The following is a 25,831-nucleotide window of genomic DNA, read 5'->3' as shown; positions in this document are numbered from 1 at the left end:
TTGACCAATAGTTGCTAATCTTACAAATAACAGTGCAAATCTAGACAAAATCTAAACTTTATATTTCTTCGGACAATAGGTAAACTGTCACAGAGTGTTTGTGACGAACCTAATCTGTCTGAGTATGTTGGGAATAATGGCTTTACGAGAGATATGAAACAGCGATCGCAATTGCGATTTCGCTGCCATCACACGCTATCTGGGTGTATATTCAAAAGAAATCTACTCTGTCTCAACCCGTTGGGTAATGAGCAATATAGCTTTCGATTTGCTAACCTCTGCTTGCTAACCTCATGCAATATATTAAACGCCTCTCCTCCCTACAACTTGCTCTGTTTGGTGGAGCGATCGCCACTACATCATTTCTGGCGCTATCTCCCTGGTGTGGTTCTGTCCGTGCTGCACTGATGCAAAATAGCCCTAAAGCTTTAGTTGACGAAGTTTGGCAACTCGTTGCTAGAGAATATGTGGACGGCACGTTCAACAAGACAGACTGGCAAGCAACGAGACAAGATTTATTAAGTAGAGAATATACTAACCGCGAACAAGCTTACGCCGCTGTCCGAGTCGCGCTGGCTAAGCTGAACGACCCATATACTCGCTTTCTCGACCCCAAGCAGTATGAGGCTTTGACTAGCCAAACTTCAGGAGAAGTTACTGGAGTGGGGATTCGGATGGAATTAAATAAACAAAATAAGCGTTTAACTGTAGTTGAGACTATTCAAAATTCCCCTGCCGTCAAAGCGGGAGTTAAAGCTGGGGACAAAATAGTTGCAATTGATGGTAAACCAACTCAACAAATGGACGTGCAAGCTGCCTCAAGCCTAATTCGGGGCAAAGCAGGTACGCCTGTCACATTGAAAATCGAGCGGCAAGGCAAAAGTGCCTTCGACCTCAAGCTAACGCGGGCAAAAATCGAACTGCCTACAGTTACATACACGCTAAAGCGGGAGGGTAATAAGCGAGTTGGTTATATTAGCTTGCGAGAATTCAGTGCCCATGCTTCAGAGCAGATGCAAAAAGCAATTCAAGACCTCAATCGCCAGAATGTGAATGCCTTCGTTCTGGATTTACGCGATAATCCAGGTGGCTTGCTGCAAGCAGGGGTAGAAATCTCACGGATGTGGCTGAATAAAGGCTCGATCGTGAAAACAGTAGACCGACAGGGAGCTAGTCAAGAAATACCAGCCAATCAAACCGCACTGACTCAGCGCCCTCTGGTTGTTTTGGTCAATGGTAATTCTGCCAGTGCCAGCGAAATTTTAGCGGGAGCATTGCAAGATCATCAACGCGCTGTCGTAGTTGGTAGCCAAACCTTTGGTAAGGCTTTAGTCCAATCAGTCCATTCTCTGTCCGATGGTTCGGGACTAGCAGTAACAGTTGCCCATTACTACACGCCTAAAGGTACGGATATTAGTCATAAAGGCATTACACCAGATATTAAAATCGACTTGAATGACGCTCAGAAACGCCAGCTAGCCGCAAATCCTTCTTCAATTGGCACGAGACAAGACCCGCAGTACGCACGGGCAATTTCTGTAATTACCAACAACAGTTTTGCCCAATTTAAAAAACCACTTAAAAAACCGCAAATCTCAAAACGAGTCGTAGAGCGGAACCAGTTATAAGTCATTTTCTATTCGCGTGAAAGAATGTAGGGGCGTACAGATGTATGCCCCTATCGTATTTCAGTTCTATCGGTTGAATCAGAATTGTCACAAATAACAAATGACCAATGACAAAAAGCCCTTTAGTCGTTGATACTTTGCAGCAAGAGACAATCTTTCCCATACTGCCAGTCGCGCCCATTCTTTCTAGCACAAATCGTAATTGGGATGGCATTCACGTCGGCGTATTCAAGCAGCAAAAAAGTTACTAGCGAAGCAAGACTTGTCTATTGCTGATATTGCTTTACAAGTTGGCTTTCACGATCAAAGTCGTTTTACGAGTATTTTTCGCAAGCATACAGGCTTTACCCCCAAAAAGTATCGCGATCGCATTTGAGCAAGATTTGACTATTTTTGAGAAGATTTGACAAGACGACTGTTGTTTTTGCCTTGTAGAGTAAGCTGTATTAAAATTGTCACGCAAAGCCGCGAAGACACAAAGAAAGCTTTGCGACTTTGCGACTTTGCGCGATCGAAAAAAGATGAAGAATTAGGACAAATAGCAAGATGAATAATCAGAAAAACCGGAATTTACTACTAGCTCTACTAATTATTAATGCAATTTCTACTATGCTTCACTATACGGATAATTTTATATTTTATGACAAGTATCCCCAACCTAGTTGGATTACTTCTGACAGTATTTATCTTGCTTGGCTCGGACTAACAATGTTTGGCGTTGTTGGCTATATGCTGTACGTTAAAGGCATTTTTTGGGCTGCGTATGTATGTTTAGGAATTTATTCAATTACTGGAATTTCTAGCCCAGGACATTACCTTTATTCAGCTCAACATGTATTTTCTGGAAAAATGCATTTATTAATTTGGACGGATGCGATCGCAGGTATCTCTCTACTAATTTTTATCCTGCGATCGGCTTTAGTTTTGAAAGAATGGCGCAAGGAACCAAAGGTAAGCATTTAAAGCAGAGTGTTGGAATTCCGAATTCAATACGCTTCTCCACCTACAATCACATTCCGAATTCTCAAACTGGGACCGCCGCAACCAACAGGTAAACCATTTTGCCCGCCTTTACCACAGCCGCCAGATTCATCCCAGTAGAAATCATCTCCGATCGCCTCGATATCTGCCAGGGTCTGAAAGACATTTCCCGACAGTGTAACATCGCGCACGGGTTCGGCAAGTTTACCATTGCGGATTAGCCAAGCTTCTCCCGCGCTGAAGGTAAACATTTCACCATTAGTCATCCCTCCCAACCAGTTGCGGGCGTAGACTCCTTCTTTAATATCGGTAAATAAATCTGCCACTGGTGTCGTCCCCCGCTCGATCCAAGTGTTTGTCATGCGGACGATGGGAGCGTAGTGATAGCTGAGACAACGAGCGTTTCCTGTGGGTGTTTCTCCCAACTTGCCAGCAGTTTCGCGTGAATGGAGCCTACCAACCAAAACGCCATCTTGAATTAATTGCGTCGTTGTGGCTGGAGTCCCTTCATCGTCGTAGAAGTAACTACCACGATGTCCTTGGGGTGCTGCACCATCAAAAATTTGTAGCTCCTTGGGTCCAAAGCGCCGTCCCATGCTCATAACTTCTAGCAGATCGGGGTTTTCATACGCCATATCTGCTTCAGAAAGATGCCCGAAGGCTTCGTGAACGAATAAACCAGAGAGGATCGGATCGATCGCAACAGTATAGGTGTTGCCTTTAACTGAAGGTAGAGAAAGAGCCGCTATAGCCCTTTGAGCTGCACTTTGGACTTGGGCATCCAAACTTACTAAATCTTCATAAGCCTTGCGAGAACCAGTGGTTTCTCTACCTGTCTGGACTGTATCGCCATCGCGTGCAGTTGCAGCAAAGCGCATCTCCATATCCACCCAAGATTGATCGATTAACGTTCCTTCCGAACTGGCAATAATGACTCGCTGGCAAATGTCGCCGTACCGGACTGACGTAGTGGTAATTCGATCGCTCGCGCTTTTGAGAATTTCGCCATAGCGATCGCACAATTCCTTTTTTTGTGCTAGCGGAACGTGACGCGGATCGGTTCCTGTCAAGGGGACAAAGCAGGTAGCTTGCACTGGTTCTATATCTGCTAGCAGGGTTTCATCATTACCTACAATTCGTGCTGCCGCGATCGCTTCTTCGATGCGAGAGTTGAACTCGGATAACTGATTAAAACTACTCAATCCCCAACCGCCTTTGTAGCACGCGCGAACTTGTCCGCCGATAGAAATTCCTTCGCTCAATGTTTCTATCTTATTGCCCCGCAGCATAATATCTGTTCCCTGGGACTCTTCGAGGCGAATGAGTAAATAATCAACTTTATGAGAGTACTTAGCGATCGCATCAGCGAGCAAGTTTTTGGTATCGGCAAGCGCAGTAGGCATGGGAAAGAAAAGTCAAAAGTCAAAAATTAAAAGTCAAAAATAGCAAAATCGTTCTTACGAGCAGTTCTGATAACTACAGCGCATACAAATTAATGTAGATCGACCTAGTGAAAATCAATCTTGGCTTCAAGTCGTCACTATTCGATTGTAGGTGTTTCTCTGCCAGGGATGTGAGGAGCGTGTCAAAAGACTATATTCTAAATACCGAGATGTCGCTTGAGCTTGATAGATCCTTGCTTGACTGGTGATTAGCGAGTAGCAAGCGATTTGCAATTAATTCTCCCTTGTCTCCCTTGTCCCCCTTGTCCCCCTTGTCTTCCTAATTTAAGTGTGAGTGAGTCATGTTATTGAAATGGCAAAAGCAGCCTGGAACTCATTTATTCCTCGGTGGTGCGATCACTTTTTTGCTCGTGGGATTAATTCTGGTCTTGCATCGGTACTATAGCTTCTATGCGACTTTCGACCAAGGCATATTCAATCAAGTTTTCTGGAATGGGATTCACGGTAGATTCTTCCAGAGTTCTCTTTCTTCCAGCCTATCCACGAACGTCGTCCATGCCGGAGAAATCCCAGAGGTTTACTACCATCGTCTAGGACAGCATTTTACCCCTGCCTTACTCGTTTGGCTACCGCTATATGCCCTTTTCCCCTCTCCGGCAACTTTGAGCGTGTTACAGGTCTTTCTAGTAACCGCTGCTGGGATTGTTTTATATTTTTTGGCTCGCTTGTATCTCGAACCACTCTTAGCAGCGATGGTTAGCGTGAGTTTTTATGGCGCGATCGCTGTTGTTGGTCCAACTTTAACTAACTTCCACGATATCAGCCAGATACCTTTACTTACGTTTGGTATTTTGCTGGCAATGGAAAAACGCAAGTGGTGGGTGTTTTGGTTGTTGGCAGTGTTGCTTTTAGCTGTGAGGGAAGATAGCGGCATCGGGTTATTTGGGGTAGGGGCTTATATGGTTTTAAGTCGGCGCTTTCCCCGTGCTGGTTTAGCGACATGCATTCTCAGTTTTGGCTACATGCTGGCTTTGACAAATCTGATCATGCCGCTTTTTTCAGAGGATATTTCCAAGCGTTTCATGATGGAGCGATTCGGACAGTATGCAACTGGGGAAGATGCTTCTACCGTTGAGATTATTTGGGGAATTGTCAGTAATCCTTGGCGATTGCTCGTAGAATTAATAACTCCTTTTCCTGGGACATTTTTGTATTTGCTAGGGCAATGGTTGCCTTTGGCTTTCGTTCCCGCGCTTTCTGGCACGGCTTGGGCGATCGCGGGTTTTCCTCTGTTGAAACTGTTTTTAGGTCAAGGTGAATCTGTTCTAGCAATTACGATTCGCTATGCCATGAGTGTCGTCCCAGGATTATTCTACGGCGCGATTTTGTGGTGGTCAGTGCATCCTAAAGTCTTTAAGCCGAAGTTTCAGCGCTTCTGGATTGGATGTATTTGTCTTTCCCTAGTAATTACAATTGCCTATAACCCCAATCGGACGCTTTACTTTTTAATTCCCGACTCGATTCAACCTTGGGTGCATATTTCTCTACCGCGTCAATGGCAACACGTCAGCCAAATGCGATCGCTACTAGCACAAATTCCCCCACAGGCAAGTGTATCGGCAACGACACATATCGTGCCTCACCTTTCCAGCCGTCGCGAGATTCTGCGTCTACCAGGATTGCAGTTGCGTAATGATGCCAGGGAAGTCATTCAGGTAGAATATGCAATTGCCGACCTCTGGCAACTGCAACAGTATCAAGTTGCTTTCACGGGCGATCGCCAGCAGTTACAAGACAATGTAAAACTGATCGATCGGCTCTTTAACACTGGCGAATATGGGATTGTCGGCTTTCAAGATGGAGTCATTTTGCTGCATAAAGGTGTCACTTCACTTCCCGAAGCTACATCTGCTTGGTTGGCTTTTCGACAAAATTTGTCAAACTAGAAAGTTAAATTTTGTGAAGAATTGAGTGATAATACTCATTCAATTTCCAATCCTATACATTTAGATAGATTGATAGATTTAGGTAAGCAGCAAGTAAGTCGCAGGGATTGGGGTCGATGAAAATACTCGTATTAAGCTGGGAATTTCCGCCGCGCATTGTAGGAGGCATTGCTCGTCATGTTGGGGAATTATACCCCGAACTCGTCAAACTAGGGCATGAAGTCCACATGCTAACAGTGGAATTCGGTCATGCACCGATGTACGAGCTTTTCGAGGGAATCCACGTACATCGGGTTCCAGTTACCTGGGGACATGACTTTTTCCATTGGGTGGCGAATATGAATCAAAGCATGGGTAGCCACGGCGCAAAGTTGCTCTTGGAAGAAGGACCGTTCGATCTGATTCACGCCCATGACTGGTTGGTAGGAGATGCGGCGATCGCCCTCAAGCATAATTTTAAAATCCCGCTGATTGCTACAATTCACGCTACCGAACACGGTCGTTACAACGGTATCTATACCGAAGAACAGCGCTATATCAATGGCAAAGAGCAATTACTCGCTTATGATGCTTGGCGAATTATCGTCTGTACCGACTATATGCGACGCGAAGTAGAACGGGCGCTAGCGAGTCCTTGGGATAAAATCGACGTAATCTATAACGGTATCCGTCCTGAAAAGAAGCACAGACGGCAAGATTTTGATTATTGGCACTTCCGCCGTCAATATGCTGACGATGATGAGAAGATCGTTTACTATGTCGGTCGTATGACTTACGAAAAAGGCGTGTCCGTGATGCTGAACGCAGCTCCCAAAGTGCTGTGGGAAATGGGAGGTCATGCTAAATTCGTACTCGTTGGCGGTGGTAATACCGAAGCTTTGAAGCGTCAAGCCTGGGATCTAGGTATTTGGCACAAGTGCTATTTCACAGGCTTTATGTACGATGACTTTCTCGATAAATTCCAAGCGGTAGCTGATTGTGCCGTGTTTCCCAGCCTTTACGAACCGTTTGGTATTGTTGCCCTAGAAAGCTTCGCTGCCCGCGTACCCGTTGTTGTCTCCGATACGGGCGGATTTCCAGAAGTCGTGCAGCATACTAAGACTGGAGTTGTGACTTGGACGAATAACTCTGACTCCCTCGCATGGGGAATTTTAGAAGTCTTAAAAAATCCCGATTATCGGCAATGGCTCGTTGACAATGCATATGAGGATTTAGATCGCCGCTTTAATTGGAGCAAGTTAGCCCGACAAACGCAAGCAGTTTATCAACAAGTCGTACGAGAGCGATCGCAAATTTCTTGGTAATAATGTTTGTAGGGGCGCATAGCTATGCGCCCCTACATTTACAATTTAGACACAATAAAAACCAGCCGTATACAGGCTGGTCGTCCCCCAAGGAATTCTATATCAACTGGTTGCCGATCGTTAATCGCTGCTTAGCAAGCACCTACTTTAGCAAAAATTACGTACACAGTCTTAGCAATAATAAACAAGTCGTAGAAAGGATGCCACATTTTTTGGTAGCGCAGGTCGAGATTGACAATCTCTTCAAAATCTTTAATGCTAGAGCGTCCGCTGACTTGCCACTCTCCTGTTAACCCCGGCTTCACGTTTAATCTTTGCCAGTGGCGATCGTTGTACTGAGCAACTTCATCAGCAGTTGGTGGACGAGTACCTACTAAACTCATGTCTCCAACTAATACGTTCCAAAATTGGGGCAGTTCGTCTAGGCTAGTGCTTCTCAAGAAACGACCCACTCTTGTAATTCTTGGATCTTGGGTGTTTTTGAAAATTAGCCCCGATGCTTCGTTTTTCACTTGAGACTTCAGCGCATCTGCGTTGGGAACCATCGAACGGAATTTCCACATCCGAAATGTTCGTCCTTGCAGTCCGTAACGCTCTTGACCGTAGAAAATTGGTCCTGGGCTGTCTAACTTGATGGCGATCGCTAAGGGTATGAAGATAACTGCCAAGATCGACAGTCCGACTAAACTGCCAACGATGTCCAAACATCTCTTGAAAGCCGATCTGGCTGATGGATGAACTGCATCTAGTGTCTGGGGAGACTTAAGTTCGACAGTTTTGATGGCGGTGGGGAACGGTGCTTGGTACATTGTCACGACTAAAACCTGGATCGGATAGATCGTAGTATTACTGAAGTAGATTTACCGAAGTAGATTTACTGAACTTGTATCCCGAATATAATCTCTCTCTTGGCTAGAATGACAGTACTTTAACTTACATTTTGTCGAATCTTTATCAAGAACCTGCTTACGCTCGCACTTTGTAAAGATAATGTAAAGTTGGCTTTCTCAAAGATTTTACTCAAGCAATAGAGCTGTTCAGCAGTTAATTTCTCTTCAACTTGCTGACTTTAGCTTCATCTAAACTTTATGATTTCCTCACATTTGCATAGATGAATATACCTAACTGGGTCACTCTCTCTCGACTTCTAGCCCTGCCATTGCTGCTATATCTTTTGCCAGTACCGACAGCAACCGCACGTTGGTTTTGCTTAATAGTGTTTTTGGTTGCGGCTTTGACGGATTGGCTGGACGGTTATTTAGCCCGGAAACTGAATGCTATCACTGAACTTGGCAAATTTCTCGATCCTTTGGTAGACAAATTGCTGGTACTGGCTCCACTGTTATCGCTGATTCAGCTAGGACAACTTCCTGCTTGGGGAGTATTTTTGATTTTGGCGCGAGAATTAGGTATAGCAGGCTGGCGCGTTTCTCCCAGCTTGACAGGCACAAATGCGATCGCGGGGGCAAATCTTTGGGGCAAGCTCAAAACAGTCAGCCAAATTGCCGCGATCGCCTTATTGATCGCTCCCTTACCCCCAACTTGGCACGTCCCCGCACTGGGAGTTTTTTGGCTTTCTGTCGCTTTGACTTTGATTTCGGGGTTGATTTACTTTTTAGGAGCGAGGAGCGAGGAGCGAGGGGAATACAAGAGAGCTGAGGGGGACAGGGGAGACAAGGGGACAAGAGGGACGAGGGGGACGAGGGGACGAGGAAGAATTGCAATTCAAAATATAAAATTCCCTCACTCCTCACTCCTCGCTCCTCACTCCTCACTTCAAAATCTCTTCGTCTACAGAAAAATCTACCTCGGCTTTGTCTCGTCCAGTAGCCAAGTAGTCATTTTGGAAAGAGTCTTTTAACCCAGAAATTAAATCGTATTTCGGCTGCCAGTTGAGTTCTGTAATGGCTTTATCAACGCTGGCGAAAAAATGCTGTACTCGCAGGGGAAAGGCTTTACGCTTGCCAAAATCGAAATTTTTTGGTTCGTAGTGTACGATCGCTAGCTCCTCCGGCGATTTTCCGGCAGCTACAGCGCAAGCGCGAGCTAAACCATCAAAAGTAACGTAGCGATCGCCAGAGACGTTATAAACCTGCCCTATGGCTCTCTCGTTGCCTAATACTCGAGCCATAGCTTGAGCTAGATCTTCAACATGACCCATTTGAGTTATATGTAGCCCGTTAGCGGGAATCGGAATAGGTCGATCGCGGACGATGCGATCGAAAAACCAGCTTTCCAAATCGTTGTAGTTACTAGCTCCGTAGATATACGTAGGGCGAATTGCTGTAAAGGGCAAGCCTACCTGAGCTAAGAAAGCCTCTGTTTCGTATTTTCCTCGGTGGCGGCTCTTAGGATCGACTGGATCGCCTTCTATGTGAGGCATTTGGTCGGATCGGAGATACACGCCAGCCGAACTCATATAGACAAAGTGCTGCACCCGGTCGTGAAAGATCTCAGCTAGCGGTTGAGTATCGCTCAGTTCCCTGCCGTTATTGTCGTAAATGGCATCAAAATGTTCTTTAGATAGCTTTGCCTTTAATTGTTCTGGAGAAGTGCGATCGCCTTGAATCTGAGTTACCCCCTCAACTGGAATAGGGCGATTACCGCGATTAAACAACACCACTTCATGACCCTGCGCCACTAGGATTTTGGTGAGGTAAACACCAATAAAGCGCGTACCACCCATAATCAAAATTCGCATAATTACCCAACCCCAATTCGTCTACTCTCAGTTTAGGGGCGAGTGGTGCGATCGTTGGTCATTGGTCATTGGTCATTGGTCGATTAGTCGATTGGTCATTGGTCGATTAGTCGATTGGTCATTTGTGAGCGATTTGGAGGTAAGTTCTTCTCTACTCCCGACTCCCGACTCCCGACTCCCTGCTCCCTGATTTAAGCTATAAATTCTCATAGAGCCAAAATTCAGCTAAGTGTAACCTTGAAATATGCCCTTGTCCATGAGTGGTTAACGCCTCAAGCTACTGGCGGTTCGGAATTAGTAGTGCGAGAAATTCTCAGGTGCATCAATGCCGATCTCTACGCACTGATTGACTTTGAATCTACTAATTCCCAAAGTTATTTGTTCGGACGCAAAATTGGTACGACATTTTTGCAACACTTACCGTTCTCGCGCAATGGCGTACAGAAATATCTCCCTTTGTTGCCGTTGGCGATCGAACAATTAGATTTGCGTGCCTATGATGCGATCGTTTCTTCGTCTCATACCGTTGCCAAAGCCGTACTTGCCAGTCCCCAGCAGCTTCATGTTTGCTATTGTCACAGTCCGATGCGCTTTGCTTGGGATATGACGTTCGATTACCTCCGCTCTAGCCGCATGGGTCGCGGTCTACCTGGAATTGCCACTAGGTATTTACTCCATTGCCTGCGCCAGTGGGATGCGATCGCCGCTAACCGTGTCGATTATTTCATCGCCAACTCTCACCATACGGCACGCCGTATTTGGCGCTGTTATCGTCGTCCTGCTACAGTAATTTATCCGCCTGTAGATATCGATCGCTTCCCCGTGGTGAAAGATAAACAAGATTTTTACCTCACGGTTTCGCGATTGGTCAGTTACAAGCAAGTCTCAACCATCGTCCGCGCCTTTAATCAACTCAAAAAACCTTTGGTCGTGATCGGTACGGGTCCAGAACTTCCAGAGATTCGCAAACTGGCACAGTCGCACGTTCAAATTTTAGGAGCGCAGCCTAATGATGTAGTAGAGAAATATATGGCTCAAGCAAAAGCGTTTGTTTATGCAGCTCTAGAGGATTTTGGCATCGCGATCGTCGAGGCTCAAGCTTGCGGCACGCCAGTCATCGCCTTGGGCGCTGGGGGAGCGTTGGAAACAGTGCGAGACTTGCACCGCTACCCCGATAGCGCGACGGGAATATTTTTTTTAGAGCAAACAGTAGACGCATTGGTGGCAGCTGTGGAAAAATTTGAAGCCAACTGGGTAGCGTTCGATTCCGATCGGATTCGCACCCAGGCAACTCAATTTACCCCTAAAATCTTTGAAGAGCAGTTTTTAGCTTTTCTAGAACGCTCGTGTCAGGAGTTCTTCGTCCCTAATTCTTAGGAGTTGATTTTTAGCTGGTTTTACAGCCTCTAAAATTAAATATGCCTCAGAATGGTGCTTCTGGCTTTAAGATCGGGACTATGTGTGGTGTGGATGGTTTAGGAGTATGATGACAGCCCAAAGCTCACTCCTCTTTGGCAAGCGGTTACAGGCTTTTGTCAAACGCGGGCAAGAGCCGTTTAGAACCAGAGCTAAACCGAAGGGTTTATTGCTCGCTCGACTCAATAAAGAGTTTGCCAAAAGATTGTTCGATGTTTTATTTTCGCTTTCCGTTCTAATTTTATTTGCGCCAGTTTATCTGGTGTTAGGCTTCTCCATCGCCTTAAGTTCCCCTGGACCGATCTTTTACGTTCAGGAACGAGTAGGCAGGAATCACAAGCCTTTTTATTGTATTAAATTCCGTACTATGGTAGCCAATGCTGATGAGATTTTGTCAGAATTGATTGCCTCGTCGCCAGGATTGCGGCAGGAATTTGAGGATAATTTCAAGTTAAAACAAGACCCGCGCATTACCAAAGTCGGTCATTTTTTGCGCTTAACTAGCCTAGATGAATTTCCCCAATTTTGGAACGTGCTCATGGGTGATATGAGTATCGTCGGTCCCCGACCTTTGGTAGCAGAAGAGCTACCGCGATATGGTCGTCATATTGATAAGGTCTTAACCATCAAGCCAGGAATTACTGGTTTGTGGCAAGTGTCGGGCAGAAATGACATTCCTTACAATCGTAGAGTGCAAATAGACGTTCACTATGCCAGCTCTTACAGCATGTGGCTAGATGTGTGGGTCATTTTAAAGACGGTATTTGTGGTAATTGTACCAAAAAATAACGGTGCTTATTAAGTGTATCCGTTAGCTTGTAGCCGTCAGCATTTGAGATTTGTCATGGTTTGCTGAAATTTATCAGTTTCGCGTTTAGGGGCAACAGATGCCCCTTTTTTATCTGAAACAATACTTTTCTTTTCGATCCATTGTCCTGCGGTTTCTACGAGCGGTATATTTAGTGCCGTTCCAAACAGTAACGAGAGCGAAAAGCCTGGAGCGATCGTCCTCTCAATCTACGCAATCTTTGCAATTACTCAATAATTACTTAATAATGAAAAGCAAACTTTAAGTTAATTTGTATTTTAGCCAAGCTTGCATTAACGCCAACCAGACGGCAACGGCACGACTAGGTGATCTCTCTGAGGGCAATTTTGCCATTATTTGCTTAAGTTGTAGCAGCGTTCTCGCTCTATTGTTTTAGGGAAAAAGAAAAATATAGTATTAAGTATGACGCAAACAAAGAGAGCTTTAATTACTGGTATTACAGGTCAAGACGGTTCGTACCTGAGCGAGTTTCTGTTGGAACAAGGCTATGAGGTACACGGAATCATTCGCCGTACCTCGACATTTAACACAGACCGGATCGATCATATTTATGAAGACCCGCATAAAGAAGGCGTGCGGATGTTTCTGCACTATGGGGACTTGACCGACGGCACGACACTCCGACGCATTTTAGAAGAAGTCAAACCTATAGAAATCTATAATTTAGGTTCTCAATCCCACGTTCGCGTTAGCTTTGACTCCCCTGAATACACGGTGGATTCCGTAGGCATGGGAACGTTACGGTTATTAGAAGCAATTCGCGATTACCAACACCGGACGGGTATAGAAGTTCGGTTCTACCAAGCTGGTTCTTCAGAAATGTATGGATTAGTACAGGAAATTCCGCAAAAAGAATCAACTCCTTTCTATCCTCGCAGTCCTTACGCCTGTGCTAAAGTTTACGCTCACTGGCAAACAATTAACTATCGCGAATCTTATGGGATGTTTGCCTGTAACGGTATTTTATTTAACCACGAAAGCCCGCGACGGGGTGAAACTTTCGTAACGCGCAAAATTACCCGTGCTGTTGCCCGTATTGTAGCTGGCAAACAGAAGAAAATCTACATGGGTAACTTAGACGCAAAGCGCGACTGGGGCTATGCGAAAGATTACGTACGAGCAATGTGGTTGATGTTACAGCAGCAGCAAGCTGATGATTACGTAATTTCTACAGGTGAAACCCATTCCGTGCGCGAGTTTCTCGAATTAGCTTTTGGTTATGTAAATTTAAATTGGCAAGACTACGTAGAATTTGACGATCGCTACCTCAGACCAGCAGAGGTAGAATTACTAATTGGAGATTCTACCAAGGCACGACAAAAATTGGGATGGACTCCTAGCGTGACATTCGAGCAGCTTGTTGCTTTAATGGTGGACGCAGATTTAAAAGCGATCGGTCTATCTGCCCCGAATGGAAATGGTGCTTCAGTCATCCATGACATCGCAACAATCCGTCAAGATATGGTCAGCTACCTATCCTAGTCCTAAAACCTACCTACGAGGCTGAACTCATGACCGCCTTAGATTTAAACAACAAACGCATTCTCGTAACTGGTGGTGCTGGGTTCTTAGGTCGTCAGGTGATAGATCAACTTTGTCAAGCTGGTGCAGATAAAAACAAGATTACCGTAACGCGATCGCGCGATTGCGATTTGCGAGTCTTAGAAAACTGCCAGCGTGCGGTTGACCAGCAAGATATTATTATTCATCTGGCTGCCCACGTTGGCGGTATTGGGCTGAATCAAGCTAAACCTGCCGAGCTGTTTTACGATAACTTGATGATGGGGGCGCAACTGATCCACTCGGCTTATCAAGCGGGAGTGGAAAAGTTTGTCTGTGTCGGTACGATCTGTGCCTACCCTAAATTTACACCAGTCCCCTTCAAAGAAGATGACCTCTGGAATGGCTACCCAGAGGAAACCAACGCCCCCTATGGCATTGCCAAAAAAGCGCTATTAGTACAATTGCAAGCTTATCGCCAACAGTACGGCTTTAATGGTATCTATCTCTTGCCAGTCAACTTATACGGTCCTGAAGATAACTTCGACCCTAAGAGTTCCCACGTCATCCCAGCTTTGATCCGCAAAGTGCATGAAGCTCAACTGCGGGGAGACAAGCAAATTCCTGTTTGGGGTGATGGTACTCCTACCCGCGAATTTCTCTACTCAGAAGATGCAGCACGGGGAATTGTCATGGGGACTCAGTTTTATAACGATCCAGAACCTGTGAATTTGGGAACAGGCGAGGAAATTTCAATCCGCGATTTGATTCATTTAATTTGCGAATTAATGGAATATGACGGGGAAATTATTTGGCAAACCGATAAGCCCAACGGTCAACCCCGTCGCTGTTTAGATACCGAAAGGGCAAAACAAGCCTATGGTTTTGTGACTCAAGTAGGTTTCAGGCAGGGATTGACCAATACGATTGATTGGTATCGAAAGCACGGAGCATAAGTTAAATTTGTAGCAATGGGTTGACTCATAATTCACAATATTTATCTGAGTAGGAATTATTGAGTAAACCTTCCCGTACCAAAATTAAAAATTAATGATTAAAACAGTGTAAGGTGGGCAATGCTCACCTTTTTTCGTTGACTAATCTTTGACCGATCGCATATACCTGAAGAAGTAAAGACCGTAATTTCGCTGATATTATTCTCTTTCTGGTGTTTGAAATCAGTATTATTACTGTAGAATTAGGAACTCTGCCAGCTTTATTTTCATCATCGAAGAATAGTAAATTATTTACCGATCGTGATAGTAGTTGTTAGCAGTGATTGTACTCGTACAAGCCAGAGTCAAGAAGGAGATATTGGCTTCTACCCGCCGTCTTGTGCCATGAGCCGCATTGCTTTCATTGCTGGTACGTACTTACCAGAAAGCGATAGTGTTTCAGACTACACTGCTCGCCTACATACTTCCCTCCGCGATCGCGGTGTGGAATCTATTGTACTGACAACTTACTACGCGGCAGAAGCGGCTTACGACCCTCATGCGTTAGGAGTCGTGCATGGATGGCAGTGGGTCGATCTAAAGGCTTTGGTCAAAGCAGTATGGGATAGTGGTGCGGATGCCGTACACATTCAGTACCAACCGCAAATCTACGGTCATCAGCCGGCAATCTTGTTACTACCATTATTGTTGCGATTATCTGGGTGGCGATCGCCCATCGTGACGACAATACACGAGTATGGTAATTGGGAGTGGCAAGGTCGAGGATTGCTAGCCCGATTTTCGGGTTGGTTGCAGCAGTTGGGACAGCAGTGTGCGTGGTGGGATCGAGAAGGGGGATTTTTGCTGGCGTTAAGCAATGCCACAATTGCGATCGCCCCAGAAGCAAAAACCTTAATTCAAGCGAGATTACCTAATATAGAGCGTCGTTTGTGGCACGTTCCAGCAGCTACCAACGTACAAGCGAGCGAAACGGACAGTAGTGCAGCACGCCAGGTTTTACGGCAAACTTGCAATTGGCATGAAGATGCACTCGTCATTACCTATTTAGGCTTTCTCCACTCTGGTAAGGACTTAAAGACTCTACTACTAGCTTTTAAACAGGTTGTTACAACTCAGCCTCAAGCACGACTGCTGGTGATGGATAGGAAAGATAGCCCGAAATCAACAGTTCAAGACGATAATACATACCTAACACAACTGCAAACAACGATTGACGAACTCGAATTACGTTCGTTCGTCCATTTCACGGGATATTTGGACGAGGAAATTATGTCTCCCTATCTCGCAGGATCGGATATCGGAGTGTTAGATCGCGATGTGAGTCTCAATAGTAGTTCTTTGATGTCGCTTTTATCCCACAGTTTACCAGCGATCGCAACTCATGTGCCGTCGTTACCAGATACGCATCCATTATTACTTGTCCCACCGCAGGATGTTACTGCCCTAACAACTGCATTAATAGAACTGATCGATCGCCCCGAAAAACGAAAACAACAGGCTAAAGCCAGTCGAGTTTTTAGCCAAACTTTTAATTGGCAAAATATTACTCAACAGCATTTAGAAATTTATCAAGGTTTATTGGATAATTAGTAAATAATAATACTCCACAGTTGTTGGTTGATAGTTATTGGTAATTTCATTACTATCAACCGATAAATAACAATTAGTAACTAACTATTGCACTTCTCCTACTGCTTTATTGACATCAGTAGGAGTTTCGTATTCTTCTTCTGGTAACTGTTCTAAAACAGCGATCGCATTATTATCCGCGCCTTGTTGTTTGGCATAATCCACAATATCTTGCTTAGAAGCAGGATATTCCATACCTTTGAGATGTTTTTGCAGCTGGATCGGATTAACTTTAGCCATTGCTAGCGTACCTCATTCTAATTTGAATTTATGAAAATTTGTGATTCCCCTGAAATGTTAACCATGGCAAATTCGCCTTCCTTCTTCCATTAGGATGAAAACCGTTTGCGTGAGAATAATTTAGTAATTTCGATTGCAGAGAGCGATAGTGTATAACTTTTATAAAAAAAATGTCGCAGATGCTTCATCAATTTTGCTCGAAATACACCTGGCTGAGTTGAGATAGTGACTAACGATACTAGAATTTAGTTTTTGAGTATCAAATCAGACAAATTTAAACTTTTCTATCTCCCTGGAGATGTGTAAAATTTCCGATTTTGTCATAGTCATCAAAATGACCGTGCATCTGGCAAAGAGGAGATTTAGCAGTGAGAATTAAGACAATTATCAGTTTGTTGCGAGAGACATTTACTGAATGGAACGAAGATAAAGCTTCGCGACTAGCCGCAGCATTGGCATATTACACGGTATTTTCCCTCGCCCCGATGTTGATTATTGCGATCGCGATTGCTGGAGCAGTTTTTGGTGAAGAAGCAGCAAGAGGCGAAATTGTCACGCAGATTCAAGGTTTAGTAGGTAGGGACGGGGCAAAATTTATTGAAACGGCAATTGAAGGTGCTAGTAAACCTAAAGCAGGAACCATTGCTTCTCTAATTAGTATTGCTGTCTTACTATTTGGCGCTTCTGGCTTATTCGCTCAGTTACAAGACTCTTTGAACACGATTTGGGAAGTTCAGCCGAAACCAGGACGAGGTTTAATCGGCATCTTGCGCGATCGCTTTTTGTCATTCACGATGGTACTCGGTGTAGGCTTTTTGCTACTCGTTTCCCTGGTTTTAAGTGCAGGTTTATCAGGTTTGGTTAATTTTTTGGGCAGCTTGTTACCAGGAATCGGAGCATTGTTACAGATAGCTAACTTCGTCCTCTCTTTTGCCGTGACGACACTACTATTCGGACTGATTTATAAAGTCTTGCCAGATGTCAAAATTGCCTGGAGCGATGTTTGGAGCGGCGCGATCGTTACTTCGCTACTATTCTCAATTGGTAGGTTTGCTTTGGGACTGTATCTAGGAAACAGTAGTTTTGGTTCTACCTACGGCGCGGCAGGTTCAGTCGTCATTATCTTAGTTTGGGTTTACTATGCTGCCCAAATCCTCTTTTTCGGTGCAGAATTTACTCAAGTTTATGCCAGAAGATATGGTTCTCGCATCGTACCAACAAAAAATGCCGTACCGCTAACGGAAACAAACCGTGACGAGCAAGGAATGAGAACAGATCGCGATCGTCGCCGCCGGAAGACGAGATAGAAGTTATCAGTCATAAGTCGTAAGTTATAGGTTAGCGCTTGGCGATCGCTCCCCATCTTTTACCAAATCAAGTCAAAATATCTATCTAGAGGTAGTTGGTAACGCCTAACTCACAAGTCGCGATTCATGAGCTGGAATCACCTCCAACCAATGACAAATGACGAATGACAAATGACAAAAGTAAAGCGTCGTCTTCCCCGTAAACCAATTATTTCAATTGTGAGGCAGAATGGACGGTTAAACGTTCAGGGAATTAATAAATGGTATTACTACTGGCGCGATCCATACCATTTGTTGATTACTATGCCTTGGTCTTAGTTCTTAGGTATCGTAGCTTCTGGATACATATTACTCAATTCTTTGTTTGCTCTTGCATATTTATTACAACCGGGTAGCATAGCTAACGCTCGACCTGGCAATTTCTGGGATGCTTTCTTTTTCAGCATTCAAACAATGGCAACTATTGGCTATGGCGTGATGAATCCGCAGACTGACTACGCTAACGTTCTAGTGGCGATCGAATCTTGGGTGGGTTTATTGGGCGTAGCTATGGGAACGGGAATCGCTTTTGCTCGTTTCTCTCGTCCTACGGCGCGAGTGGTTTTCAGTCAAGTAGCTGTTGTCACGGCTTATGATGGGATTCCAACTTTGATGTTTCGCGTGGCGAATAAGCGTCGCAACCAAATTATTGAAGCGCAGATTAGAGTTGTACTGGTACGAGACGAAGTGAATGCTGAGGGGCAGTTTATGCGCCGATTGTACGACCTGCCTTTGGTGCGTGCTAATAATCCAATTTTTATTCTCTCTTGGACGGTAATGCATCCGATTGACGAGTACAGCCCATTTTACGGCGCTACTTTAGAAGATCTAGAAGCAGCAGAGACAATGTTGGTGGTGACGCTGACTGGCATTGATGAGACTGTATCTCAGATGATTCATGCTCGTCATACATACATTGCTTCAGAGATGTTGTGGCATCATCGATTTGCTGATATTTTATTCCAGAAGTCTGACGGGCAACGCTATATCGATTACAACCACTTTCATGAGGTAATGCCCGTTTCTAGCCAGAGGGAAGAAACAAATGGAGTCGTATCCCGATCGCCATAATTGTGATGGTAAACGCAGTTACGCCATGTTAGGAACGGGGGCATTGGGTGGTTATTATGGTGGTTGTTTGCAAAAGGCTGGTTTAGATGTCCATTTTTTGCTTCGCAGTGATTATACCCATGTTTCTCAATCTGGTTTAGTTATAGAGTCAACTGACGGTGACTTTACCCTATCTCAGGTCAATGCTTACCAAGACGTGAAGGATATGCCGCGTTGCGATGTGGTGGCGATCGCGCTGAAAACAATTCAAAATCATCTATTATCCGATCTATTACTTCCAGTTCTGAAAGAAGATGGCGTAGTTTTGGTATTGCAGAATGGTTTGGGAATAGAAGACACGGTAGCTGAAATTGTCGGTTCTCATCGAGTTATCGGCGGTATGTGTTTTGTCTGCGCAAATAAAGTTGCCCCAGGACATATTCGCCATTTAGATTACAAGGCGATCTCGCTGGGAGAATATACTGCTGACTATTTTCCGGCAGGAATTACGACAAGAATGCAGCAAATTGCCACTGATTTTGAATCGGCTGGCATTCCCATTGACTTATCAGAAGATTTGCTGTTAGCGCGTTGGCAAAAATTGGTATGGAATATTCCCTATAACGGGCTATCTGTCATACTCAATGCTCGAACCGATGAGTTGATGGCAAATGCATCCACTCGGGCTTTAGTCGAAGAGTTGATGGCGGAAGTGGTAGCGGGTGCAGCTGAGTTCGATCGCCATATTTCCAGTAGTTTTGTCCAAAACATGCTCGATCGGACTGCCAAAATGAAGCCGTATAAAACCAGCATGAAAATTGACTACGATTTGAAGCGTCCTTTGGAAGTTGAAGCGATCGTTGGCAGTCCATTACGTCTAGCTGAGGCTGCTGGAACAAATCTGCCTCAAATTCGCACTTTGTATCGGCAGTTGAAGTTTTTAGATGGAAAAAATTTGAAGTTTAAATTTTGAGTTCTTCTCTCTAGTCTCTCTTCTTCGGATAAGCAATCCGCTTGTGATGAAACTGTTGCCAAATGTTGACAAAGGTTTCGGCGATGATATCCATGTCTGCCCGCGTTAGTCCAGAATCAACTAATTGATTGTCTTGCCAGCGCGATCGCAGAATTTTTTGTACCATTGCTAGGGCTTCCTCTCGCGTCGGTTCTTTGGCTCCTGATTTTCCGGCTGCTGGTAGAGTGCGTAAAGCTGCTTCACAGGAATCTGCCAGCATCACCAAGGCTGTTTCTCGCGACTGGGGCGCTGGACCCGCGTAACAAAAATCTCTTTCGTCTACTGTAATGCTATGGTCTTGTCGTGCTATCTGCTGCGCTTGGTGGTAAAAATAGGCGATCGCCATCGTGCCTTGATGTTCGGGAATAAAGGCTTGGATTGCCATTGGTAAACGACACTTTCGTGCCATGACTAACCCTTCAGTCACGTGCTTTCTAATAATTGCCGCACTCTCCCAAGGATCGTTAATTTCATCGTGTTTATTCGCTTCACCCATCTGATTCTCAATAAAAGCGAGGGGATCGTGGAGTTTGCCAATATCGTGATATAAGGTTCCCGTCCGCACCAATTCGACGTTGCATCCCAATGCCCTCGCCGCTGCCTCTGCCAGAGTGGAGACAAACAGCGTGTGTTGAAAGGTTCCGGGGGCTTCCGTTGCCAAACGCTTTAATAATGGTCGGTTGGGGTTGGCAAGTTCTGCTAGCCGAATTGGGGTAACTAGATCGAAAAAATGCTCTAAATAGGGGCTAATGCCGATCGCGATCGCGCTCCAGACAATCCCTGCAAGGCTAAATAAGCCAGCTTGAAGGGCAACATCGTACCAATTCCATACTGAATCAGTCCCGATCGCGCTGAGGACGACTTTCCCGAGCAGGTAAGCTAATCCTTGGATTGCACTAACCGCGACTCCGATCAGGGCTAACTCTTCTCGCGATCGCATCCACCCAGCCATCCAACTAGCTAGCATTCCGCCAGCTAAGCCTGTTAACAAAGACTTGCCGCTAATATCCATTCCTATAGGTACGAGCAGCCCCAGCAACCCTACAACCGTACCACCAATGGGGAAGCCGTAGAAGCTACCTAGTAACAGTCCTACAGCAGGTAAGTTAATATACCGTAAATTTAGTCTTAAGAGTAGCGGAGTACTTAAAGCTAACAACAAAATCAAAATACAATCACGCTGCCGCAGTTTCTGCCGCTCGATCCAGGCAACCCAGGCAAAAATACCAACGACTATACTAACAATTCCACTAAATTTTGATAGTCCCGACCAACCGATCCCTCGTCGCGACAGACCGAAATAGTCGAGGGTGATAAATGCAGCATGGTCGATCGTTTCGCCTTTTCTGACTATGACCTCGCCTCGCTCTAAAGTCAGCATTTGGGGGGCAATTTTTGCTACCGCTTCAGCTGCTGCTAACTTTGTTTGTGCTTCGTCTTCTTTGAGATTTGGTTCGAGAACGGTTAACAGCATTTGGGTTGCTAGAGGTTCCAGCTGCGGTGGCACATGCGATCGCACTTGTAAGTTCACCGCTGTTTGCAAAGTGTCGGATGATATGCCTCGATATACTCCTTGGGCGAGAATGCGTTGTGTAGTGGCGCGGATACCAGCAACTGTCTTCGACCAAATGGGATCGGATAAATCTAACCAGGAAGATTCGTAAAGAGTCGGCGGAGTTGTTTTTTGTAATCGTGCTAGTTGTGATAAAGCTTGAGCGTATTGCTGGCGAACTTGAGATATCTTTGCCATTAACATCGAGAACTGTTGAGATGTCGCTGTTTTTAAGCGATAGGCATTCAGTTCCTTTGCTGCTTGAGCCATTGCCTCATTTTCAAATCTTTCGATTTTAACCGGAGCAAAGTTTGTTGTCGCGGCATTTTGCTTGCGTTCTCGACTTTGCGCGTCTCGTAAAAAGGCTAAGATTTGCTGCCACTGAGAATCTGGGCAACTGCGTAGATAAATTTGCGCTGCTGTAGATAAAGTGGTTGTGGTTGTAAATGGAAAATCTCCTGCTAACTGCCGCAGTTGCTCTCCCTGTGTCAAGTGAGCTTGCAACTTTTGCCAAATTTTTTGGTTTACCGTCGAGTCAATGACTAAGATTGGCTCTGCTTTTCTCCATGCAATTTGGCGGTTTTGGGCTGTAGTTTTCGTATCGACAATTTGAGCTGCTCTAGGGGCGCGAATTGTCTCTGGTGCGATCGTGCCTTCATCTAGCCGAGGTTGGTTGGCAAAGCGATTTCCCAGCATTATACTCAGCAATACCACTGCCAGTATCAGGAGCGCAGAGGTGCGTTCTTTGCGCACTTTAGGAGATTTTTTAGCTTTAACTCCCTGTTGAGCTTGGCATATTTGACGAGTTGATTTCTGCTGGTTTGGTCGCAATTGCTGCCACTTCTTGAGTTGCAGGTCGAGCAATTCAAATAGCGTGCGCTTTTTCATTACCCTTATTGCATGCAATCAGCATGGAGCAAAAAGTTCAACGGCATAAAGCCTCATCTGTAATCTTAGATTGAATGACAATAATTACATCCAGTCTATGGATCTTTCCACAATGAGATCTCGCAACTGACGATTAAGCTTATTGCCTGTTCTACAACTCAAGTATTTAGAAACTAAACTTTCCTGAAATCAAATTTTTCAGATCGATTTTGGAAAGACAACGATTATTCTCAGCGCCTCCGCACGATTTTAGGGGCAGCAATTGCGACTATTTGATTGTTGGCAGTAGCTCGATCGCTCTGCTGATATACTCCCGACCACACTGCGACTAGTACATCACACAATCTTAGCACTTCAGCTTGATTTGTCACCCCTATTGCTAGTGCTTGAGTAGCTGGAATGCTTGCTATGCCATTGTAAGCTCCTGAAAGCGCACCCGCGATCGCGCTCGTCACGCCAGAGCGATCGCTTATTGCTGCTCTTTGAACGGTCAGACGAAAGTCTGCTGGAGTACTCAGGTAGCAAAAAAACGCCAAAGCGATTTGACTGCTCAATTCATGGGGTTGTCCTAACTGAGCGATCGCTCTTTCCAATCCTGCTTGTTCGTCCAGTAGCTTCTTGACTTGTGAGAGTTTTGCAGCTGTTGCAGTTGGGGATGCTCCTACAAAGGCAATTGCTTGGGAAATTATCTCGATTGGGTTCGATTTTGCTTGTAAAGCAATGGCGATTGCTTGTCCTATTGCTAAGGTTCCATCTCTGCTTTCTGGCTCATCCCGAGCGATCGCGACTAGCGCCAGTTGCAAATTTTGCCGCAGCTTCAACTCATTCTCATGAAAAAATACTGATATGGGAAGAGTTGTTAAAGGTGAAGCGATTGGATTACCAGTCAACTCTTTTGTCATGGATTTGTGCCACGCTTCGTAATCGAACCTACCGAGCGCGATTAAAGTCTTTATTCCTTGCAATACTGAGTTGAGCAACCCCGATTGGGATGAGTTATCGATTGCCCTTTCAGATAATATCGCCTTAAGTTTAGGGTGGTTTGCGACCTCGCCAACTGCCATTCCCAGCATCGTGCCGCGAAATCGACTATGAATCGAGTAACTCATTAATTAGAGTGCCTGATATGGTGAATCAAGGCGTGTAAACCTAAGCGATAGCTCTGTACGCCAAAACCACTAATTTGCCCGATTGCCACAGCTGAAATATAGGAGTGATGGCGAAAAGATTCTCGTTGATAGATATTACTTAAATGAACTTCTACTGTAGGAATTTTTACCGCAGCGATCGCATCTCGCAGCGCCACGCTTGTATGGGTATAAGCACCCGCATTAATCAAAATTCCCTGGAATTTCGGCTTAGCTGCTTGGATCGCATCCACTAACACGCCTTCATGGTTAGACTGCATCGCCTCTACTTCGGCTTGCAGCCGATCCCCTTCTGCCACTAACATACTATCGATTTCTGCCAACGTCACCGAACCATAAATTCCTGGCTCTCTTGCTCCCAGTAGGTTCAAATTCGGTCCATGAAGCACGATAACTTTGATCGGTGACGAATTAGAAGACACGCCATTCAAGCCTGTTCGATACTTATCTGTGACGACGAGTGCGGCGGTCATCAACTGGAATTGGGATCGGCTCTGGTTCCGGTTCAGCTTCCGGTCCTAGCAAGGCTTCAATTAGCTTGCGCGCCCATTCTTTCAGCTTTTCCAGTACCCGATCTATGTAATCCATCGAACCGATTACTCCTGCAAAACTACCTTGATTTCTTGATGATAATCGATTGGAATCTATCTTTGTGCGCTCTTGATTTTTCCGCTACTTTTTCTTTATATTTGCTTAGCTTTTTGCTGTTGCTAGCACACAAAGTTTAACTTTTTCAAGTCAAAATGTAGCGTAGCTACTTCTTCTCAACCGCTTTCACTGTTTGTTTCCTCTGCTCTACCAACATTTCGTTTGGAAAGCGAGGGTGAGAGTCTAACTTTTTTATTTAATATAAAGATATCACAAATTCCAACAGCAGACACATCTCTCTTTTGAGGGAATAAGTATCAGTAAAAGTGATGCGTGAGAAGAACTGGCGAGAGGCAAGGATGAATCGGGTGTGGGGACAAGTCACAAGTCGCAATTCACTGGTCACTGGTTACTGGTCACTAGTTCTTAACTGACGACGCAAGAGATCGAGAGCGGTGCAGGCGCTGATATGGCGAATCAGAGCGCGATCGCGTCCAGCTCCGAAATGATTTTCAAAACTTTGAACCTTGCCATCAGCTCCCGCCAAACCGATATACACTAAGCCAACAGGTTTAGTTGCCGTACCACCATCGGGTCCGGCAATTCCCGTGATGCTCAAACCCCAAGTCGTACCGAGACGCGATCGCACTCCTGCTGCCATTTGTTCGGCGACGATCGCGCTGACAGCGCCAAATTGACTCAAATCATCAGGATTAACGCCCAAAACAGAAATTTTTACCGCATTGTCGTAGGAAATAACTCCCCCCCAGAAATATCTAGAACTACCTGATATGTCCGTGAGCATCTGCCCTAAACCGCCACCCGTGCAGGATTCCGCCACACTCAGAGTTTCTCCCGCCGCAGTTAACAATTTACCGACTGCCGAGGCTAAAGTTTCTTCGTCAGAACCGAAATAATTTAAGTCTCCAATTTCCTGCAATTGTCGAGCTACTGGAGCAATAATTTGCTTGGCTGTTTCGGGTGAAGTTGCTTTTGCCGAAACACGCAACTTCACCTCTCCCTGGCTGGCATAAGGAGCAACGGTAGGGTTAGGTAAATTGAGAAAGGCTGCTGCTTTTTCTGCTAGAGCTGCTTCGGCAACACCCCAGAATTTCAAAGTTTGGCTATAAATAATTTCTTGACCGTAACCCAGACTCTTAAGGTAAGGCACGGCTGTTTCTTGCCACATTCGCTGCATTTCCGACGGTACGCCAGGAAAGGTGAGAATTGCCACTCCAGATCGCGGTTGCCAGAGAATACCTGGAGCGGTTCCACCTGGATTAGGTAAGATTGCCGCACCTTTAGGTAGTAGAGCTTGCTTACGATTGCTAGGAGACATTTTTCGCCCGCGTGCAGCATATTTGCGGGTAATGTCTTCAATAATTTCTTGGTGTTCTGCGAGTGGTACGCCAAAGAAATCGGCTAAAGTTTCGTGGGTTAGATCGTCGGGCGTAGGACCTAAACCGCCTGTAAAAATGAGAACTTGAGTCGAGTTATCCTGAGTTGATGTTCGTTCTAAAGCGACTTGAATTGCGTGTTTGATTCTTGCAGGATTATCTCCCACTACAGTTTGATAGTAATGGGGAATTCCCAGATTTGCTAATTGCTGAGCTAAAAATTGCGCGTTGGTGTTGAGAATATCGCCCAGCAGTAATTCAGTTCCAACACAAATGATTTCAGCACTCATATAAATGAGGAGTTAGGGGTGAGGAGT

At 45.2% G+C, this 25,831-nt stretch carries 22 protein-coding genes and 2 pseudogenes; 15 read left to right on the top strand and 9 right to left on the bottom strand.

From position 1 onward, the window contains the following. Nucleotides 1-293 precede the first annotated feature (293 nt). The 4 genes from ctpB (at nt 294) to N4J56_RS05380 (ending at nt 2,591) form a co-directional block, all read left to right on the top strand. Nucleotides 294-1,628: a carboxyl-terminal processing protease CtpB gene (ctpB, locus tag N4J56_RS05395; protein WP_317105519.1), complete on the top strand. Its 1,335-nt coding sequence runs from the start codon at nt 294-296 to the stop codon at nt 1,626-1,628. A 107-nt stretch (nt 1,629-1,735) separates the two neighbouring features. Continuing rightward, nucleotides 1,736-1,879: a hypothetical protein gene (locus tag N4J56_RS05390; RefSeq protein ID WP_317105518.1), complete on the top strand. Its 144-nt coding sequence runs from the start codon at nt 1,736-1,738 to the stop codon at nt 1,877-1,879. An 11-nt stretch (nt 1,880-1,890) separates the two neighbouring features. After that, complete coding sequence (locus N4J56_RS05385; RefSeq protein WP_317105517.1) at nt 1,891-2,004, top strand: AraC family transcriptional regulator; 114 nt, start codon at nt 1,891-1,893, stop codon at nt 2,002-2,004. Between the two features lie 170 nt (nt 2,005-2,174). Continuing rightward, nucleotides 2,175-2,591 carry a hypothetical protein gene (locus tag N4J56_RS05380; RefSeq protein WP_317105516.1) on the top strand — a complete coding sequence of 139 codons (417 nt, stop codon included), beginning with the start codon at nt 2,175-2,177 and terminating at the stop codon, nt 2,589-2,591. A gap of 23 nt (nt 2,592-2,614) precedes the next feature. On the opposite strand, the gene N4J56_RS05375 is transcribed toward N4J56_RS05380, so the two are convergent. Continuing rightward, complete coding sequence (locus N4J56_RS05375; protein WP_317105515.1) at nt 2,615-4,012, bottom strand: TldD/PmbA family protein; 1,398 nt, start codon at nt 4,010-4,012, stop codon at nt 2,615-2,617. A gap of 341 nt (nt 4,013-4,353) precedes the next feature. On the opposite strand from N4J56_RS05375, the gene N4J56_RS05370 reads away from it, so the two are divergent. Together N4J56_RS05370 and N4J56_RS05365 are read left to right on the top strand one after the other, a co-directional pair. Then, complete coding sequence (locus N4J56_RS05370) at nt 4,354-5,958, top strand: DUF2079 domain-containing protein (RefSeq protein ID WP_317105514.1); 1,605 nt, start codon at nt 4,354-4,356, stop codon at nt 5,956-5,958. 116 nt (nt 5,959-6,074) lie between these two features. Continuing rightward, complete coding sequence (locus tag N4J56_RS05365) at nt 6,075-7,262, top strand: glycosyltransferase family 4 protein (RefSeq protein WP_317105513.1); 1,188 nt, start codon at nt 6,075-6,077, stop codon at nt 7,260-7,262. A 131-nt stretch (nt 7,263-7,393) separates the two neighbouring features. Here N4J56_RS05365 and N4J56_RS05360 read toward each other — a convergent pair whose 3' ends face one another. Beyond that, nucleotides 7,394-8,071, bottom strand: coding sequence for a sugar transferase (locus N4J56_RS05360; RefSeq protein ID WP_317110579.1), 678 nt, complete (start codon nt 8,069-8,071; stop codon nt 7,394-7,396). Nucleotides 8,072-8,373: 302 nt separating this feature from the next. Here N4J56_RS05360 and pgsA point away from each other — a divergent pair. Continuing rightward, nucleotides 8,374-8,886: pseudogene (gene pgsA / locus N4J56_RS05355) on the top strand (CDP-diacylglycerol--glycerol-3-phosphate 3-phosphatidyltransferase); the annotation flags it as partial. 147 nt (nt 8,887-9,033) lie between these two features. Here pgsA and N4J56_RS05350 read toward each other — a convergent pair. Beyond that, nucleotides 9,034-9,963 carry an NAD-dependent epimerase/dehydratase family protein gene (locus N4J56_RS05350; RefSeq protein WP_317105511.1) on the bottom strand — a complete coding sequence of 310 codons (930 nt, stop codon included), beginning with the start codon at nt 9,961-9,963 and terminating at the stop codon, nt 9,034-9,036. 237 nt (nt 9,964-10,200) lie between these two features. Here N4J56_RS05350 and N4J56_RS05345 point away from each other — a divergent pair, with 237 nt between their 5' ends. From N4J56_RS05345 to N4J56_RS05325, 5 genes are all read left to right on the top strand, one after another. Continuing rightward, a complete protein-coding gene (locus N4J56_RS05345) occupies nt 10,201-11,340 on the top strand; it encodes a glycosyltransferase (protein ID WP_317105510.1) in 1,140 nt (379 codons plus the stop codon). A 109-nt stretch (nt 11,341-11,449) separates the two neighbouring features. Beyond that, on the top strand, nt 11,450-12,181 hold the full coding sequence (locus tag N4J56_RS05340; protein ID WP_015155097.1) for a sugar transferase: 732 nt from the start codon (nt 11,450-11,452) through the stop codon (nt 12,179-12,181). Between the two features lie 429 nt (nt 12,182-12,610). Continuing rightward, a complete protein-coding gene (gene gmd, locus N4J56_RS05335; protein WP_317105509.1) occupies nt 12,611-13,690 on the top strand; it encodes a GDP-mannose 4,6-dehydratase in 1,080 nt (359 codons plus the stop codon). Nucleotides 13,691-13,719: 29 nt separating this feature from the next. Then, nucleotides 13,720-14,664 carry a GDP-L-fucose synthase family protein gene (locus N4J56_RS05330; RefSeq protein ID WP_106168568.1) on the top strand — a complete coding sequence of 315 codons (945 nt, stop codon included), beginning with the start codon at nt 13,720-13,722 and terminating at the stop codon, nt 14,662-14,664. A gap of 300 nt (nt 14,665-14,964) precedes the next feature. Then, complete coding sequence (locus N4J56_RS05325) at nt 14,965-16,254, top strand: glycosyltransferase family 4 protein (protein WP_317105508.1); 1,290 nt, start codon at nt 14,965-14,967, stop codon at nt 16,252-16,254. Between the two features lie 84 nt (nt 16,255-16,338). Here N4J56_RS05325 and N4J56_RS05320 read toward each other — a convergent pair whose 3' ends face one another. Continuing rightward, nucleotides 16,339-16,533, bottom strand: coding sequence for a DUF2795 domain-containing protein (locus N4J56_RS05320; protein WP_317105507.1), 195 nt, complete (start codon nt 16,531-16,533; stop codon nt 16,339-16,341). A 368-nt stretch (nt 16,534-16,901) separates the two neighbouring features. On the opposite strand from N4J56_RS05320, the gene N4J56_RS05315 reads away from it, so the two are divergent. From N4J56_RS05315 to N4J56_RS05300, 3 genes and pseudogenes are all read left to right on the top strand, one after another. Further along, a complete protein-coding gene (locus tag N4J56_RS05315) occupies nt 16,902-17,840 on the top strand; it encodes a YihY/virulence factor BrkB family protein (protein ID WP_317105506.1) in 939 nt (312 codons plus the stop codon). A gap of 171 nt (nt 17,841-18,011) precedes the next feature. Further along, a pseudogene (locus tag N4J56_RS05305) lies at nt 18,012-18,950 on the top strand (ion channel). Next, on the top strand, nt 18,925-19,902 hold the full coding sequence (locus N4J56_RS05300; protein WP_317105502.1) for a putative 2-dehydropantoate 2-reductase: 978 nt from the start codon (nt 18,925-18,927) through the stop codon (nt 19,900-19,902). Before N4J56_RS05305 ends, N4J56_RS05300 begins: the two are co-directional and overlap by 26 nt. Before the next feature lie 10 nt (nt 19,903-19,912). On the opposite strand, the gene N4J56_RS05295 is transcribed toward N4J56_RS05300, so the two are convergent. The 5 genes from N4J56_RS05295 to N4J56_RS05275 all read right to left on the bottom strand — a co-directional run bounded on the left by N4J56_RS05295 (nt 19,913) and on the right by N4J56_RS05275 (nt 25,804). Then, nucleotides 19,913-22,381: an HDIG domain-containing metalloprotein gene (locus N4J56_RS05295; RefSeq protein ID WP_317105500.1), complete on the bottom strand. Its 2,469-nt coding sequence runs from the start codon at nt 22,379-22,381 to the stop codon at nt 19,913-19,915. 230 nt (nt 22,382-22,611) lie between these two features. Beyond that, the gene (locus N4J56_RS05290; protein ID WP_317105499.1) at nt 22,612-23,490 is read right to left on the bottom strand and encodes an ADP-ribosylglycohydrolase family protein; all 879 of its coding nucleotides are present in this window, start codon (nt 23,488-23,490) and stop codon (nt 22,612-22,614) included. Beyond that, nucleotides 23,490-24,002: a type II 3-dehydroquinate dehydratase gene (aroQ, locus tag N4J56_RS05285; RefSeq protein WP_317105498.1), complete on the bottom strand. Its 513-nt coding sequence runs from the start codon at nt 24,000-24,002 to the stop codon at nt 23,490-23,492. The genes N4J56_RS05290 and aroQ overlap by 1 nt, the downstream gene beginning before the upstream one ends. After that, the gene (locus tag N4J56_RS05280) at nt 23,974-24,117 is read right to left on the bottom strand and encodes a hypothetical protein (protein WP_015155086.1); all 144 of its coding nucleotides are present in this window, start codon (nt 24,115-24,117) and stop codon (nt 23,974-23,976) included. Before N4J56_RS05280 ends, aroQ begins: the two co-directional genes overlap by 29 nt. 409 nt (nt 24,118-24,526) lie before the next feature. Then, nucleotides 24,527-25,804 carry a competence/damage-inducible protein A gene (locus N4J56_RS05275; RefSeq protein WP_317105497.1) on the bottom strand — a complete coding sequence of 426 codons (1,278 nt, stop codon included), beginning with the start codon at nt 25,802-25,804 and terminating at the stop codon, nt 24,527-24,529. Between the last annotated feature and the right edge of the window lie 27 nt (nt 25,805-25,831).

Origin of the sequence: Chroococcidiopsis sp. SAG 2025 (assembly GCF_032860985.1) — a bacterium.
Taxonomy (GTDB): Bacteria; Cyanobacteriota; Cyanobacteriia; order Cyanobacteriales; family Chroococcidiopsidaceae; genus Chroococcidiopsis.
Note: the sequence above shows the minus strand (reverse complement) of the source record. Positions and strands in the feature narration are given on the sequence as shown.